At 67.8% G+C, this 14,177-nt stretch carries 15 protein-coding genes; 9 read left to right on the top strand and 6 right to left on the bottom strand.

Annotation, left to right across the window (positions count from 1 at the left end; translation table 11 throughout):
• Positions 1-8 precede the first annotated feature (8 nt).
• From ABJF88_16760 to ABJF88_16750, 3 genes are all read right to left on the bottom strand, one after another.
• Positions 9-257 (bottom strand): DUF4926 domain-containing protein, encoded by a 249-nt coding sequence (locus ABJF88_16760; GenBank protein MEP0548589.1) that lies wholly within the window; start codon positions 255-257, stop codon positions 9-11.
• Entirely contained in the window at positions 254-583 is a 330-nt protein-coding gene (locus tag ABJF88_16755; GenBank protein MEP0548588.1) for a DUF6883 domain-containing protein, read from the bottom strand. Before ABJF88_16755 ends, ABJF88_16760 begins: the two co-directional genes overlap by 4 nt.
• Positions 584-823: 240 nt before the next feature.
• A complete protein-coding gene (locus tag ABJF88_16750; protein ID MEP0548587.1) occupies positions 824-1,789 on the bottom strand; it encodes a hypothetical protein in 966 nt (321 codons plus the stop codon).
• A 295-nt stretch (positions 1,790-2,084) separates the two neighbouring features.
• Between ABJF88_16750 and ABJF88_16745 the strand changes: the two genes are divergently transcribed.
• The 4 genes from ABJF88_16745 (at position 2,085) to ABJF88_16730 (ending at position 6,679) form a co-directional block, all read left to right on the top strand.
• Complete coding sequence (locus tag ABJF88_16745; GenBank protein ID MEP0548586.1) at positions 2,085-2,327, top strand: hypothetical protein; 243 nt, start codon at positions 2,085-2,087, stop codon at positions 2,325-2,327.
• Between the two features lie 59 nt (positions 2,328-2,386).
• Entirely contained in the window at positions 2,387-3,592 is a 1,206-nt protein-coding gene (locus tag ABJF88_16740; GenBank protein MEP0548585.1) for a KamA family radical SAM protein, read from the top strand.
• 373 nt (positions 3,593-3,965) lie between these two features.
• Positions 3,966-5,414: a hypothetical protein gene (locus ABJF88_16735; protein ID MEP0548584.1), complete on the top strand. Its 1,449-nt coding sequence runs from the start codon at positions 3,966-3,968 to the stop codon at positions 5,412-5,414.
• Between the two features lie 116 nt (positions 5,415-5,530).
• A complete protein-coding gene (locus tag ABJF88_16730; protein ID MEP0548583.1) occupies positions 5,531-6,679 on the top strand; it encodes a phosphopentomutase in 1,149 nt (382 codons plus the stop codon).
• 62 nt (positions 6,680-6,741) lie between these two features.
• Here ABJF88_16730 and ABJF88_16725 read toward each other — a convergent pair whose 3' ends face one another.
• The gene (locus tag ABJF88_16725; protein MEP0548582.1) at positions 6,742-8,142 is read right to left on the bottom strand and encodes an aminotransferase class I/II-fold pyridoxal phosphate-dependent enzyme; all 1,401 of its coding nucleotides are present in this window, start codon (positions 8,140-8,142) and stop codon (positions 6,742-6,744) included.
• Between the two features lie 711 nt (positions 8,143-8,853).
• On the opposite strand from ABJF88_16725, the gene ABJF88_16720 reads away from it, so the two are divergent.
• From ABJF88_16720 to ABJF88_16700, 5 genes are read left to right on the top strand one after another with little or no spacing between them, the layout of a single operon-like run.
• Positions 8,854-10,800, top strand: a complete 1,947-nt coding sequence (locus ABJF88_16720) for an ATP-binding protein (GenBank protein ID MEP0548581.1) — start codon at positions 8,854-8,856, stop codon at positions 10,798-10,800.
• A gap of 40 nt (positions 10,801-10,840) precedes the next feature.
• On the top strand, positions 10,841-11,248 hold the full coding sequence (locus ABJF88_16715) for a PaaI family thioesterase (GenBank protein MEP0548580.1): 408 nt from the start codon (positions 10,841-10,843) through the stop codon (positions 11,246-11,248).
• Between the two features lie 41 nt (positions 11,249-11,289).
• Entirely contained in the window at positions 11,290-11,604 is a 315-nt protein-coding gene (locus ABJF88_16710; GenBank protein ID MEP0548579.1) for a EutN/CcmL family microcompartment protein, read from the top strand.
• The gene (locus ABJF88_16705; protein ID MEP0548578.1) at positions 11,601-11,882 is read left to right on the top strand and encodes a EutN/CcmL family microcompartment protein; all 282 of its coding nucleotides are present in this window, start codon (positions 11,601-11,603) and stop codon (positions 11,880-11,882) included. The genes ABJF88_16710 and ABJF88_16705 overlap by 4 nt, the downstream gene beginning before the upstream one ends.
• Positions 11,883-11,915: 33 nt before the next feature.
• A complete protein-coding gene (locus ABJF88_16700; protein MEP0548577.1) occupies positions 11,916-12,437 on the top strand; it encodes a hypothetical protein in 522 nt (173 codons plus the stop codon).
• Positions 12,438-12,458: 21 nt separating this feature from the next.
• Here ABJF88_16700 and ABJF88_16695 read toward each other — a convergent pair whose 3' ends face one another.
• Both ABJF88_16695 and ABJF88_16690 read right to left on the bottom strand, forming a co-directional pair.
• Positions 12,459-13,436, bottom strand: coding sequence for a DUF368 domain-containing protein (locus ABJF88_16695; GenBank protein MEP0548576.1), 978 nt, complete (start codon positions 13,434-13,436; stop codon positions 12,459-12,461).
• 21 nt (positions 13,437-13,457) lie between these two features.
• A complete protein-coding gene (locus ABJF88_16690) occupies positions 13,458-14,120 on the bottom strand; it encodes a protein-L-isoaspartate(D-aspartate) O-methyltransferase (GenBank protein MEP0548575.1) in 663 nt (220 codons plus the stop codon).
• Positions 14,121-14,177 lie beyond the last annotated feature (57 nt).

The raw sequence follows: 14,177 nt of genomic DNA, 5'->3' as shown, positions 1-14,177 counted from the left end.
GCGAAGGGTCAAGCAGCTATGGGGCGTGCGTGTAGAATCTCGTCCCGGCCGAGCGGACGTACATCCTCCAGTTCCAGCGTTTCCACCCCAACCGTCGTCCCGGCTCCAGCGACGAACTCCACCTCCACAGCCGCCCCATCGCCGTAGACGTGAACCACCGCTCCGACATCCCCTCGCTTCAGGCCCAGAGTCGGGAGGTCGCGCCTTAGCACTACGGTATCATGTTCTCGGATCATGAGATGTTCTCGGTAGGTCACGCAGGGTAGGCGGTAATGAGACGCGGGCGAGGGTCCGTTGGGTCCACGACCCAGACCGTCCGCACCCGCACGCGACGACCGCTCGGGGTTGGGAGCCGGCCGTCTGCGACGTACTTCGTGCCGTGCGGGCTCTCGCTGGCTTCGGCGTCCGCGCGGCGAACGATAGCGAGCAAGCCCCCTTCTAGCTCCGCTGTGTTGGTCTCGTCGAACCCATGCGCTCGGAAGAACCGTGCCTTCGGGCCGCCGACAGGGTGTGCAAGCGCGAGGAGATAGCCGGTCAGCTTGTCCGGGGGAACGAAGGCGGCGGCAGCATTCGGGATCTTCATCCCGCTGAAGGTACGGAGTAGTACCCGACGGCACGTTCGCCATCATCGCCGAGCTGATGAACCGGCCCTACCCCGACCTCCTCGCCGACCTCCTCGCGCGCGGGCTGCGCCGCCTCGGCGTGGGGTAGAATGGATGGCACTTTACCCGTCGCACGCGGCGATACGGTGAAACGAGCAAAGTAGCCGCTGTCGGTAAGGCAGCAAAGGCGGTGAAGTGGCCGGTGGGCCTGCGAACGCTGGTTATGCGTCCGGCTTCACAGGTACCAACATATCAATTGTGGTTTTTTGTGGCCCTTTCGCTGAAAAAACCTCATCGTGACGCATGTCTTGACCTTTCAAGTAAGGGGATATATATAGAATCCCGTGCCTGGTGGCCGACATGTCCATGTAGTTCATGACCTGGGACAGCCCTCTCTCTTGAAAGCTCTTAAACCATCTGGGAGAACCTCGTTTTACTTCCACAACAATATTGGTCTTACCTCTGCTTAGTATTAAATCAGCTCTTGATCTTCCATCCGACAAAATAGGCTCCCTCATTATGTTAATAGATGGGTCTACAGTCTGGATGAAACCAACCATTCTTCCTATTAATTCCACTTCTCTCATTTCAGTTTGACCGTCAATTTCATTAGATAATTCGTTTCCAAATAGCATAAGGAGGGAGATCACCTCTTCCCGGAAAGAGGACTTCTTGGCGCTATCGATCTCAGCGGTCAGCTCGGCTTTCCTGTTCTCAACTTTTTCTTTTTCTGCTTGGGCACTGGTGAATTCGATTATCTGGTCTATTAAAATAGTGGCAAATGCAGACACGCTCACAATTGCAAGAAGTGCTTCCTGTTCACTAAAGAATAGCTTGTGATCATGTGTTGATTTGTTGCGCCACTCTTGTCTATAGTTGGTAAAAAGGGCCATCACTCTATCTGATAAAATGTTGCTACTAACAAGATGGTTTTCGATTTTGTAAGTTGACAAACTAGATCCGTCTTGGCTCGCCAAGACGGTGAAGGCCTCTTTTAGCATTCCTTCGAACGCCTGGTTTGTCCGGTATATGACATCATTAAATAGGTCCTCGTCTTTTTCGTCACGTCCCCGCAGCAACCAGCGCTCTGCTACCTCCACATGGCGCAGGGCGGCCTTGATCCCCTCCTCAGAAGGGTGGGACTGTATTGCGGGGAGCTTGCTCCTGATGTCTTCTAGGAGATCCATAAGACAGGACTACCTCTGATCAGTCGAATTGGGGAGGATGCAAACCATATAACCACACGGGGCTAAACTGAAATCGTCCCTACATAACATGAACGGTGGCGGGCGCCGTGCTAACCGCCGCCGGCCAAGATAGGTGGCTCGGCGCGCATGTCCTACGCCATCCCGAGGCGTCCCCGTCGGCGGGGTCGGGTGCGGGCGAGGCGTGGCGGAACGGTTCCGCATGCGCATCCCGGGCGGGCGCTGAATCCACACGGCGTTCGGAATCCGCTCTGCGGTCGCGGCGTAGGGTGGACCCATGAGCACGCCCGATTCCCCGCGCCCCACCTGCTCGTGCGGGCACGACCGCTACCACCACTTCGCCCGCCCCGACATGCGCTACGGCGTCGGCGGCTGGCTCAACTTCTTCAACGGCATCTCCGCGCAGCCCCGCGAGATCACGTTCCGCTGCGGCAAGTGCGGCGAGGCGTTCGAGACGACGCGCGACCCCGCCGTGATGAAGGCATTCCGCCGCTACCCCAACATGGACGGCCGCCCGTGAGGCAGCGCGCCCATCCCGAAGCGGGCGAACGCCGTTCGCCCCTACGATTCCAGGCACCGATGGAAGCCCACCCCAAATCCGAAATTCCAAATCCGCAGTGGGCCGATTGGCGCTGGCAGATGCGCCACCGCGTCCACGACGAGGCCGCGCTCCGCGATTACATCGAGCCGACGGCCGACGAACTGGCGGCCATCGAGGCGACGGCGGACATCTTCCGCTGGAACATCACGCCGTACTACGCGAGCCTGATGGGCGGGCCGGACTGCCCCGTGCGGCGGCAGGTCGTCCCCCGGATGAGCGAGCTCGCGCCCGACATCGTCGGCGTCGTGGACCCGCTCGACGAGGTCGGCCACTCGCCGGTGAAGAACCTCATCCACAACTACCCCGACCGCGTCGCCTTCTGCGTCACGGCCGAGTGCGCGATCTACTGCCGCTACTGCCTCCGCAAGCGGATGGTCGGCGACGCCGATTTCATGATGCGGAAGGACGAGCTCGGCGAGGCGATCGACTACATCGCGGCGCACCCGGCAATCCGCGACGTGCTCCTCACCGGCGGCGACCCGCTCGTCTTCAACAAGGCGAATCTCGGCTGGCTGCTCGGCCGGCTCCGTGCGATCCCCCACGTCGAGGTCATCCGCATCGGCTCGCGGCTGCCGGTGACGCTGCCGTACCGCATCACCGACGATCTCTGCGACCTCCTGCGGGCGCACCATCCGGTGTGGCTCAACACCCACTTCAACCACCCGAAAGAGCTGACGCCCGAGGCCGCCGCCGCATGCGCGAAGCTCGCCGAGGCGGGCGTGCCCGTCGGCAACCAGACCGTGCTCATGCGCGGGATCAACGACGACGTGGCGACGATGAAGGCGCTCGTCGAGGGGCTTGTGGCGATGCGGGTGCGGCCGTACTACATCTACCAAGCCCAGCTCATCGGCGGGACGGCGGCGTTCCGCACGCCCATCGAGACGGGCATGGCGATCATGCGCGGGCTGCGCGGCCACACCTCCGGCTTCGCCGTGCCGACGTACGTCCTCGACACCCCGTTCGGCAAAGTCCCGCTCACGCGCGACTACGTCCTCGGCCGCGCCGGCGACCACGTCGTGATGGAGAGCACGCGCGGCGACCTCTGGGCCGAACCGAACCCGCTCGATGGCGAGACGCCCGCGCTCACGCTGCCGAGCGTCGACCTCCCCGCCGGCATCGCCACGATCCCGACGGGCGCGCCGACGTTCGTGCCCGTGCCGGAGGGCTACGCCGAGGTGGGGTAGGTGCCGGTCGGCGCCGGTGGTAAAAAGAGCGCGCCCGGCCCCCTCACTCCTGAGGGGCCGGGCGCGCGCGCTCGGGTCGGGTCAGCAGCCGGACTCAGCGCGAAGAAAATCGGGGGCGATCGGAGCTATCGGTACGACACGTTAGCTCGGGGTCGTACGGGAAGCTATGCAGTTCGTGTTCCAGAGCGTATTACGTCGCTCGGTGCGGCACGAGATCGAGACAGGAAGGGCGGGGTGGTGACCGGGTCGCGCGTTACTTCTCATCGTGAGACGGTCTGCCCAAACCCGCGTCAATCTGTTGACATCGGGGCCGTGCGCGGGTAGATTCGACGCGGCATCTCCCCTCTGAAATGCGCGGCTAGCGCACAGCACTATGGCCCGAGTGATCCTCCCTGCGCTAGCCGTCATCGCGGCCGTCCTTGGATACCTGATGGAAAACACGCTCCTCCTCGTCATCGCCGGGGCCTTCCTCCTCCTCGCCCTGCTCACCCTCCTCGCCCTGGCCTTCAAGCGCCGCCGCCGCCGCGCCGCGTCGGAACGGCAGCGCGACGAGGCCATCCCGTCGCGCGAGTCCGAACTCCGCTCGCTCGGCATCTCCGGCATCCGGCCCAAGCAGGCCGCGTCGTCCGAGTACGACGCGCCGCCGGCCCACCACGACGTCGAGGAGGACGGGTGGAATCTCGCCGTCGCCGACGACTTCGAAGCCGAGCTCGACCCCGAGGCCGAGACGACCGCCGTCGACGAGGCGTGGGGCGACGAGGACCGGGACGAGGTGGCGTACGTCGCCGCATCCGAGGCTGACCCATCGGATGACGAACTGCCGGATGCCGAAGAGGCAGACGAGGATGCCGTCCACGAAGACGAGGTCTATGCCCCGCGCGCCGCGTCCACGGGCCGCCGCGTCGAGCCCGTCCCCGTGCTCCAGTCCCGCGACGACTCCCCGTTCTGGCGCGTCCACTCGCCGACAGCGATTAACTCCTACCTCCGCGCGCTGTGGGCCGCGACCGAAGTCCAGACCGTCGCCCTCTTCTCGTCTGACCGCTCGGGCAACGCGTACACCCTCGAGGCCGCGCTCTCGCACAGCCCGGCCGTGCGCCGCGAAGGCCGCTTCGCCGCCGCCGACCACCTCGCCAGCCACGTCTCGCTCGACCGCTCGATCACCGTGCTCGAGGAGAACGACCCGCTCATCCGCGCGCTGCCCTACTACCGGCAGCCGGTCCACGTCGGCGGCGTCGCCGTGCTCCCCGTCCGCGACGAGCAGAACCAGCCCGTCTTCCTCGTCGTCGACCTCGCGCCCGACCAGGTCGGCTTCACTGAGCGCCAGCGCACGCTCCTGCTCAGCTATGCCGGCCTGCTCGGGACGATGCTCGCGCAGCCCGAGGACGCCGAGGCCAACCTCCGCTCGGTCCCGACGCGCCGCTCCATCATCGCCGAGGAGATGAGCCGCGCCCGCGCGCAGGAGCACGCCCTCGCCCTCGCGCTCGTCTACCGCGCCGACGCCGAAGAGGTCGCCGAGGACGGGGCCGACGCCGTCGCCGCCGCCGAGCGCGAGCTCCGGCTCCACCTCGAAGACCACCCGCACCACGGCCGCATCGAGCGCTTCGGCGAGCAGATGTACGGCGTGTTCCTCCACGAAGAGCTCGACGCCCTCGAAGCGTGGGCCGACGACGTGCGCGACCGCGCGGCCGAGAAAGGCCTCCCGCTCGCGATTGGCGTCGCCCAACTCGGCGCCCGCCACGCCGACGCCGACGCGCTCCGCGCCGACGCCGCGAACGCGCTGCAAGAGGCCGTCGCCGCGCAGGAACCGGTCGTTATCGGGTGATTGAGTGATTGGCTGCGCCGCTGCTTCGCGGTCGCCGATTGGGTGATTGAACGAGAGCGGGCGGGATAGGGAGACGTCCACACGTCCATACTCCCACACCTCCACACGTAAGCCTCATGTTCGTCACGATCGTGCTCGATGGCGTCGGCACCGGTGCGCAGCCCGACGCCGAGGCCTACGGCGATGCCGGCAGCCACACGCTCGGCCACGTCTGTGCCGCCGAGCGCCCCGCGCTCCCCAACCTCGCCCGGCTCGGGCTCGGCTGCATCGCCCCGCTCGACGGCGTGCCCGCGACGAACGCGCCCACTGCGTCGTTCGGACGGATGACTGAAATCTCCGCTGGCAAGGATTCCACGACGGGGCACTGGGAGCTGGCCGGCCTCCACGTCGCCACGCCGTTCCCGACGTACCCCGACGGCTTCCCGCCCGAGGTCGTCGAGCGGTTCCTCGACGCGACGGGCGGTGGCGGGATTCTCGCGAACGAGCCGGCCTCAGGCACGGCCGTGATCGAGGCGTTCGGGCCGGAGCACGAGCGGACGGGTCACCCCATCGTTTACACCTCCGGCGACAGCGTTTTCCAGATCGCGGTCCACACCGACGTGATCCCGCTCGAACGGCTCTACGAACTGTGCCGGATCGCACGGGAAGAGGTCTGCGTCGGCGAGCACGCCGTGGGACGGGTGATCGCGCGGCCTTTCACCGGCACGGCGGGGGCGTACGAGCGCATCGCAGCGAAACGGAAGGACTACTCGCTGAAGCCGTCCGGGACGACGCTGCAAGAGGCGTTGCAGGCGGCGGGCGTCCGCACCGTCGCCGTCGGCAAGATCGGCGACCTGTTCGGGAACGTCGGCTTCGACGAGATCCTCAAGACGACGAGCAACGAAGAGGGCGTCGCGCGGACGCTCGACGCGATGCGCAGCGGCGATGACCGGACGTTCATCTGGACCAACCTCGTCGACTTCGACCAGCTCTACGGGCACCGCAACGACGCGCCTGGCTTCGCCCGCGCACTCGAAGCCTTCGACCGCGCGCTGCCCGAGATTCTCGCCGCGCTGCCCGACGGCGGCCGGCTCCTCCTCACCGCCGACCACGGCAACGACCCGTGCTTCCCCGGCACGGACCACACGCGCGAGCACGTCCCCATCCTCCTCGTCGGCGGCGAGCCGCGTGATCTCGGCACCTGCACCACCTTCGCCGATCACGCGGCGACGGTCGCGGCACACTTCGGCGTGGCGTTCGAGAGCGGCGGCCGTTCGTTCCGTTGAAGCAAAAAAAGTAGGGGCGACCGGCCGGTCGCCCCTACGGCGTGAGGATACGCGGTCCGGGGTTACAGCGACGGCGGAGGGCCGGCGAGGCCGTCACCGAAGTGTGTCACGTTGGCCGGGCCGGAGCGGCTGAGGCGGTGCTCCGGGGGTGCATAGGCGTCCCACACGTCGGCGAACGTGTCGAGCATCCGGTCCACGTCCTCCTCCGTGTGCGTCGCCATCAGGCTGATGCGGAACCGCTGCTGGTTGACCGGCACGGCGGGGTATTCGATGGTGTTGAGGAAGATGCCGCGCCGGTGGAGGTCACGGATCGAGGAGCGGACGTCCAGTCCTTCCGGCGCCATGATCGCGATGATGGCGGACTCCGGCTCGGGCAGGTCGAAGCCGAGGGTGCGGAGGCCGCGCGCCGTGTACGCCATGAGGTGGCGGAGCCGCTCGTGGATGCCCGGCTCCTGTTCCATGAGGTCGAGGCTCGCCATCACGGCGGCGACGGACGCCGGGGGGATCGAGGTCGAGAAGACGTAGCTCCGGGCGTTGTAGCGGAGGTACTCCGCGATCTCGCGCGAGGTGGCGACGGCGGCGCCGGTGACGCCGAACGCCTTCGAGAACGTGGCGAGGATGAGGTCTACCTCACTCGTCACGCCGAAGTGCGAGGCCGAGCCCCGGCCGCCGGGGCCGGTTACACCCGTGCCGTGCGCGTCGTCGACGATGAGGAAGGCGTCGTGGCGGCGGCAGAGCGCGGCCACTTCGTCGAGCGGGGCGAGGTCGCCGTCCATCGAGTAAACGCCCTCGACGCCGACGAACGTGTCGCCGGGGTCGTCGTCGAGCCCTTCGAGGAGGGCGGCAAGCTCGGCCATGTCGTTGTGGCCGAAGGTGAGGGTCCGCGCCGCGCTCATCTTCGTCCCGTCCATGAACGAGGCGTGGCTGAGCCGGTCGCAGAGAATGTGGTCGGCGCGGCCGGTGAGCGTCGAGAGCAGGCCGACGTTCGCGCCGTAGCCGCTCTGGAAGATGACCGCCTCCTCCTTCCCCTTCATCGCGGCGATCCGCTCTTCGAGCGCCATGTGGAGCCGGCTCCGCCCGTTCAGCAGGGGCGACCCGCTGAGGCCGACGCCGTAGGTGTCGATGGCCTCCTTCATCCGCTGCTTGACGTACGGGTGCGTCATCAGCCCGAGGTACGAGTTCGCCCCGAACATCAGCATCTCGCGGTCGCCCTCCGTCGTGTGATCACCGACGAGGGTGACGCGGTCGGTCGGGGAGGCGATGGGGCGGAGGTGGAGGCTGTCCTCGCGCCGCCGCATGCCCTGCACCCACGTCGTGAAAAAGCGAGTGCGTTCGCGGAGGCTCATCCGGCGCGAGCGCACGATCACTTCGCGAAGGCCGAGTGGGCCGGGGTCGATGTCCGAATCCGTGACGGTCGTTGTGGAAGGGCGGCTGGTCCGGGCCGCGATTTCCTTAGGAAGCATGGCGGAGTGTTAAGGTGGTGGGCACACGCAGGGGGTGGGGGAAACCCTGAAAACAGTGTTTACCTACGGTGTAGCATACTGTATTTTGTCATGTGTAAAAAGAGTAGTTGTAAAATCCTCCGAACGGCCTTAGGGTTAATGGCCGGATAGCCAACGGCTTACGGTAATTAGAATAGCGAAAAATTAATAGTAAGGTTAGTATCTCGGCGCTGCCGCCACACGGTTACGAGGGTCGTTGGGAACGCGGCGGAAGCGCGGAGGCACAGAATTAGCCTGGGGGCAGGAGTCCTCTCTTACTCGATTCCTCAGCCATGTCGTACTCCGCCTACACCGTCGCTCCCAGCCCCGCGGCTGCTGCCGCAGGCCGTCTCGCCCTCGCCCCCCGGATCCTGCGTCTCGCCGACGGAGATCCGGTCTTTGCCGCTCAGATTCGCGAGATGATGTGGGGCGAGTACTGCGCGGTGGGCGCTCCCCTCGGTCGGACGGAAGAGGGAATGATGGCGTGGTGGGGAGAGCAATTGGACGACTAGTCCGGACTGTCCCCGACCTGCCGGGGGTAGAAAGCACCCGGCGTAGGCACGTTCTTACCTCTTGGTCGGGCACGAGGCGTTTCCCTTTGCGCGCGTACCGTGTCATACGAGGATGCCTAAACTGGATGGGTATCCTGTTCCGGTATCGCCGTCACTAGCACGCGGAAACACCGCACGACCGATGAAACTCTACCAGAAGCTCCTGCTCGGTTTCGCCCTCGTCGCGCTGCTGGTGGGGTGCGTCGGGTACGTGGCGCAGACGATGAACCGGCGCGTGGAGTCCGGCGTGACGCACCTCAGCGAGAGCGCGGTGCCGGAGATCAGCCACGCCATCGAGATGACGCTCGCCCTGCGGGAGAGCCTCGCTTCGGCACGGGATCTCGTCGCAGAGCGGAGCGAGGTGACGGCCGAGGCCCTCCAGCAAACCCTGACGGAGTTCGAGGGCCACCTCGCGGAGGGCCGATCGGCGACGGCGAAGGGCCGCGCCCGCGCCGAACGCTGGGAGCGCCCGGGCGACCTCGCCGCCGCCGACGAGCGGCTGGCATCGCTCGCTGCGCTCGGCATGGCGTTCAGCGACTACCAGCGGCAAGTGGAGCACCTCGTCGAGCTGACGGAGTCGCGCGCCGGCCGCCTCGCCGCCTCGCTCCTCGCCGACTCCATCGAGGCCACGTTTCAGTACGAACTCCTGCCGCCGCTCGCCCAGTACCGCAGCAGCGCGGGCCTCAGCTTCGCGACGGAGACGGAGGCTGTCCGCGTCCAGCTCACGCAGGCAGACCGGATGCTGTTCGTCGCCGTCCTCCTCGCCATCGGGATGACGCTCGTGCTCGGCATCCTCATCGCCAACTCCATCTCCGGCCCGATCCTCTCGCTGACCGAGGCCACGCGCTTCGTCGGGCGCGGCCACCTCGACTACCGGCTCGACGTCCGCTCGCAGGACGAGGTGGGCGACCTCGCCGACGCCTTCAACTTGATGACGGAGGAACTCGGCCGCACGACCGTCTCGAAGCACTACCTCGACACGATCATCCACTCGATGGCCGACCCCCTCCTCGTCGTGAGCGCGGAGGGCGTGATCGAGATGGCGAACGAGGCTGCCGGCGCGGCGGTCGGGGGCTCGGCGGCGGCGCTCGAGGGGCAGCCGCTCGGCTCGCTCCTCGGCGGCGGCGCGGCCGAGGCCGACACGCTCCTCGGCGAAGTGGTGCGGGCGGGCTACTCGGGAAACCGGGAGACTCGGCTGTGCGGGAGCGATGGACCGGGGCTGCCCGTCTCGCTTTCGGCCGCCGCCATGCGCGGAGACGAGGGCGACGTGCTCGGCGTCGTCTGCGTGGCGAAAGACCTCACGCCGCAGAAGCGCGTCGAGGCTGAGCTGATCCGGGCGAAGGAGCAGGCCGAGGAGGCGAGCCGGCTAAAGTCGAACTTCCTCGCGAACATGAGCCACGAGATCCGCACCCCGCTCAACGGCATCATCGGCTCGACGCAGATGCTCACGGGCGAACTCGACGGCGAGCACCTCGAGATGGTCGAGATCATCCAGCGGGCCGGCATCCGCCTGCTCGGCACGATCAACTCCGTCCTCGACATGGCGCGGATCGAGGCGGGCGAGATGCACGTCGTCGCCGAGCCCGTTCGCGTGGCCGACGAGGCCGAGCACACCCTCGACGTGCTCCGCACGCTCGCCGACGGGAAAGGGCTCACGCTCACGCTCGAACATCGAACGCCGGACGTGTGGGCGGCGGCGGACCCCGGCTGCCTCCATCGCATCCTCAACAACCTCGTCGGCAACGCCATCAAGTTCACCCGCACGGGCGGCGTGACGGTCGAGGTCGACGCCGAGGGCGGGCTGGCCGTGCTGCGCGTCCGCGACACCGGCATCGGCGTGGATGAGGGCTTCCTGCCCTACCTCTTCGAGAACTTCAAGCAGGAGTCCACCGGGTTCGACCGCTCGCACGAGGGGACGGGTCTCGGCCTCGCGATCACGAAGCAGCTCGTGGACCTGATGGGCGGGGCGATCGAAGTCGAGAGCGCGAAGGGCGCCGGCTCGACGTTCACCGTGCGGCTGCCGCGGGTGGAAGCCCCACCGCCGACGCGCTTCGCCGGCCGCGAGCGGACGATGGAGACGGAGGCGTAGCGGGCGTACCTTTACGCCTCCACTCGCCGCCTCTCCCCGCATGGCCCTCCCCGACCTCCCGTTCTCCGCCACCGGCGGTCTCGGTGACCTCCTCGGCATCGTCTTCGAAGAGATCGAGCCCGAGCGCGTGGTCGCAACGATGCCGGTGACGCCGGACCATCACCAGCCGCTCGGCTACCTCCACGGCGGCGCGAGCGTCGTCCTTGCCGAGAGCGTGGCGAGCATCGGGGCGGCCGTCGGCGTGCTCCCCGAGAAGGTGTCGTTCGGGCTGGAGATCAACGCGAACCACGTTCGCCCCGTGCAATCGGGCACGCTCCGCGCCGTCGGTGAGCGGCTCCACGCGGGCCGCACCACGCAGGTCTGGCAGATCCGCATCACCGACGACGACGACCGGCTCGTCTGCGTCAGCCGCTGCACGATCGCGCTCGTCGACGCTGGCGAACGGTAGCGCGCCGCCGTATTCTCCCTCTCCACCGCTTCCGCACCCTCATGATTTTAGGCAGAGTCATCGGCACCGTCTGGGCCACGCGCAAGGACGAGCAGACCGTCGGGATGACGTTCCAGATCGTCCGCGAAGTCGGGCTCGACTACGCGCCGAAAGAGGCGTTCGTCGTCGCCGTCGATTCGGTCGGCGCGGGCGTCGGCGAGATCGTGCTCGTGGCGCAGGGGTCGAGCGGGCGGCAGACGGCGCTCACGCAGGGCAAGCCCGTCGACGCCGTCATCATGGCGATCGTGGACCGGCTCGACGTGGACGAGGGCGAGGTCGAAGAGGTGAAGCGCCGCGCCGCGGTCACGAGCCGATGAACCTCGGCCACGTCATCGGCAGCGTGTGGGCGACGCAGAAGGATCCGTCGCTCGAGGGCAAGCGGATGCTGCTCGTGCAGCCGCTCCACTTCGACGGCTCGCTCAAGGGCGGCCCGATTGTCTCGCTCGACACCGTGGACGCGGGCGTCGGCGATACCGTGATCTTCGTGACGAGCGCCGAGGCGGCGATCCCGTTCAAGCCGAAGAACGACCTCACCGCGACGGACGCGACGATCGTCGGTGTCGTAGACGAGGTGAACCGGCCGTCGATGCGTTAGCTTGGGCTATCGATCAACTGACGGTTGTCTGCTATGAGTTCGCTTCGCTCCCGCCTCCTCGTGCTCGCCGCGCTCACGATCACCGGCTGCACGCACAGCCGCCCGTTCGATGCTACGTCGCCTGATTCCCGCGCCGGCGTCAACACCCGCGCCGAATCCGAGTCCGCGCTCGTGACGCTCGACGGTGGCGAGCAGGTCCGCGCGCGTGGCCTCCACATCGCCCCCGACGCGACGACGTGGATCGACCCGAGCACGGGCGAGATGCGCTCCGTCCCTACAAGCGAACTCGCGTCGGTGCGCTTCACCGACCGGGGGCGCGGCGTCCTCGAAGGGCTCGGGCTCGGAGCGGTCTACGGCGCAGGCCTCGGCGTGGTCGTCGGTGCCGTGGGGGGAGCAAACGACGACGGCGAGATTATTCAATTCAGCCCGGTCGGTGGCGCGCTCGTCGGCAGCGTGCTCTTCGGGGCGGCCGGGGCCGTCATCGGCGGGCTCGCGGGGCTCGATCAGGGGAGCCGGACGGTCTACGGCACGCCCGCCGTCCCGCGCGACGACTGAGCGCGGCGGGACATTCAAGGCTCAGGCGTGCACGTCGTCGTGCTCGCGGGCGAGGGTCTCGTCGCCGGTGGCGATGCGGCGGCGGCCGATCCACGCCAGGGCCGTCACGAACGCGAAGCCGAGGAGCGCGAGGCCGAGCGCGAGCGGCCAGCCCTCGCCCGGCGCGAGGAGGACCGACGGGTCCGGGACGTACGTCGTCGTCCCGTCCGAGTGGACGTGGGCGATGCGGCCGACCCACGGCCAGAGCGCCCGCAGCGAGCCCGCGAGGAGGCCGACGAGCACGGCCATTGTGAGGTCGTGGTGGCGGTCGAGCAGCCACGAGAGCGCTTTCGCGGCGGCGCCGAGGCCGACGGCCGCGCCGAGGGCGAACGCGGCGACGTAGACCACGTCGAGCGCGCGCAGCGCCTCCAGCGTCGTCCGGTAAAGCCCGAGCACTTCGAGCAGGAACGCCCCGCTCACACCCGGCAGGATCATCGCGTTGATGGCGACGGCCGCCGTCAGCCCGATGCGTAGGAGCGACGGGTCGGCCGCGTCGGCGCTGCGCGGGAGGCCGACGAGCACGAACGCGATGACGGCCCCGGCGAGGGCGATCGCGTAATGCGAGGCGCGGTGCTCTCGCCGCTCGCGCCACGGGATCACGAGCGAGGCCGCGACGAGCCCGAAGAACAGCGCCCGGCACTCGACCGGGTAGCGGTCCAGCAGTTCGGGGATGAAGAGCGACCCGAGCGCGATCGCGAGCAGGATCCCGCCGACGACGGGCAGCAGGAGCGACCATTCGAGCGCCGCGAACTGGCGCATCGCCTCGCGCCCCCGGCCGCGCACGAGCAGCAGCACCACCGTGACGGCATCGCCGATCGCGGCGATGAGGTTTTTGTAGATCCCGACGATGAGCGCCATCGTCCCGCCGCTGACTCCGGGGATGATGTCCGCCGAGCCCATCAGCAGGCCCTGCGTGAAGTGGGTGAAGAGCGCGCGGGGGCGCGAGGTCGGGGAAGCCATACGGGAGAGGAGAGAGGGGCGTCAGCGGCCGCCGTCTTCGGCGACGAGCGGGACGAAGCGGAAGTCGAGGAACTCCTCGCGGTGGAAGTGCTCGGGGCCGGTGCGCGTGATGCGCAGCATCGTCTGCTTGTCGGCGTCGCCGACGGGGATGACGAGCCGACCGCCAGGGGTGCCGGGCGTGCCGGGACGGAGCTGCTCGAGGAGGGCGTCGGGGACTTCGGTGCCGCCTGCCGTCACCACGATGCCGTCGTACGGGGCGGGGGCGGACCAGCCGAGCGTGCCGTCGCCGTGGCGGGTGAGGGCGCGGTAGCCGAGGCGGTCGAGCACGGTCTGGGTCCGTTCGAGGAGCGGGCCGTGGCGCTCGATCGAGAACACGCGCGCGCCGAGCTCGCAGAGGACGGCGGCCTGGTAGCCGCTGCCCGTCCCGATCTCCAGCACCTTGTCGCCCGAGCCGACGCCGAGGAGGGCGGACTGATACGCCACGGTGAACGGCTGCGAGATCGTCTGCTTCAGCCCGATCGGCAGGGCTTCGTCCTTGTAGGCCCGGTGCTGCAGCGCGGCCTCGACGAACTCGTGGCGGGGCACGGCCGCGATGGCGCGGAGCACGCGCTCGTCCGTGATCCCCTTCTCGCGGAGGAGGGCGACGAGGGCGTTGCGCTGGCGGTCGTACGTGCGGGGCGGCATAGCAGGGAGGCGAGGACGAGGGGGCTGAAGGTACGACGGCGTTTGCGCGACCCGGAC

This window comes from Rhodothermales bacterium (assembly GCA_039944855.1).
Classification (GTDB): Bacteria; Bacteroidota; Rhodothermia; order Rhodothermales; family JANQRZ01; genus JBBSMX01.
This window is presented reverse-complemented; position numbering and strand designations above follow the sequence as displayed.

Coding starts and splice junctions, on each gene's coding strand:
- ABJF88_16700 (MEP0548577.1), top strand. CDS start 11,916: ATGAGTTCGCTTCGCTCCCGCCTCCTCGTGCTCGCCGCGCTCACGATC.
- ABJF88_16715 (MEP0548580.1), top strand. CDS start 10,841: ATGGCCCTCCCCGACCTCCCGTTCTCCGCCACCGGCGGTCTCGGTGAC.
- ABJF88_16730 (MEP0548583.1), top strand. CDS start 5,531: ATGTTCGTCACGATCGTGCTCGATGGCGTCGGCACCGGTGCGCAGCCC.
- ABJF88_16735 (MEP0548584.1), top strand. CDS start 3,966: ATGGCCCGAGTGATCCTCCCTGCGCTAGCCGTCATCGCGGCCGTCCTT.
- ABJF88_16720 (MEP0548581.1), top strand. CDS start 8,854: ATGAAACTCTACCAGAAGCTCCTGCTCGGTTTCGCCCTCGTCGCGCTG.
- ABJF88_16750 (MEP0548587.1), bottom strand. CDS start 1,789: ATGGATCTCCTAGAAGACATCAGGAGCAAGCTCCCCGCAATACAGTCC.
- ABJF88_16705 (MEP0548578.1), top strand. CDS start 11,601: ATGAACCTCGGCCACGTCATCGGCAGCGTGTGGGCGACGCAGAAGGAT.
- ABJF88_16690 (MEP0548575.1), bottom strand. CDS start 14,120: ATGCCGCCCCGCACGTACGACCGCCAGCGCAACGCCCTCGTCGCCCTC.
- ABJF88_16740 (MEP0548585.1), top strand. CDS start 2,387: ATGGAAGCCCACCCCAAATCCGAAATTCCAAATCCGCAGTGGGCCGAT.
- ABJF88_16725 (MEP0548582.1), bottom strand. CDS start 8,142: ATGCTTCCTAAGGAAATCGCGGCCCGGACCAGCCGCCCTTCCACAACG.
- ABJF88_16695 (MEP0548576.1), bottom strand. CDS start 13,436: ATGGCTTCCCCGACCTCGCGCCCCCGCGCGCTCTTCACCCACTTCACG.
- ABJF88_16755 (MEP0548588.1), bottom strand. CDS start 583: ATGAAGATCCCGAATGCTGCCGCCGCCTTCGTTCCCCCGGACAAGCTG.
- ABJF88_16710 (MEP0548579.1), top strand. CDS start 11,290: ATGATTTTAGGCAGAGTCATCGGCACCGTCTGGGCCACGCGCAAGGAC.
- ABJF88_16745 (MEP0548586.1), top strand. CDS start 2,085: ATGAGCACGCCCGATTCCCCGCGCCCCACCTGCTCGTGCGGGCACGAC.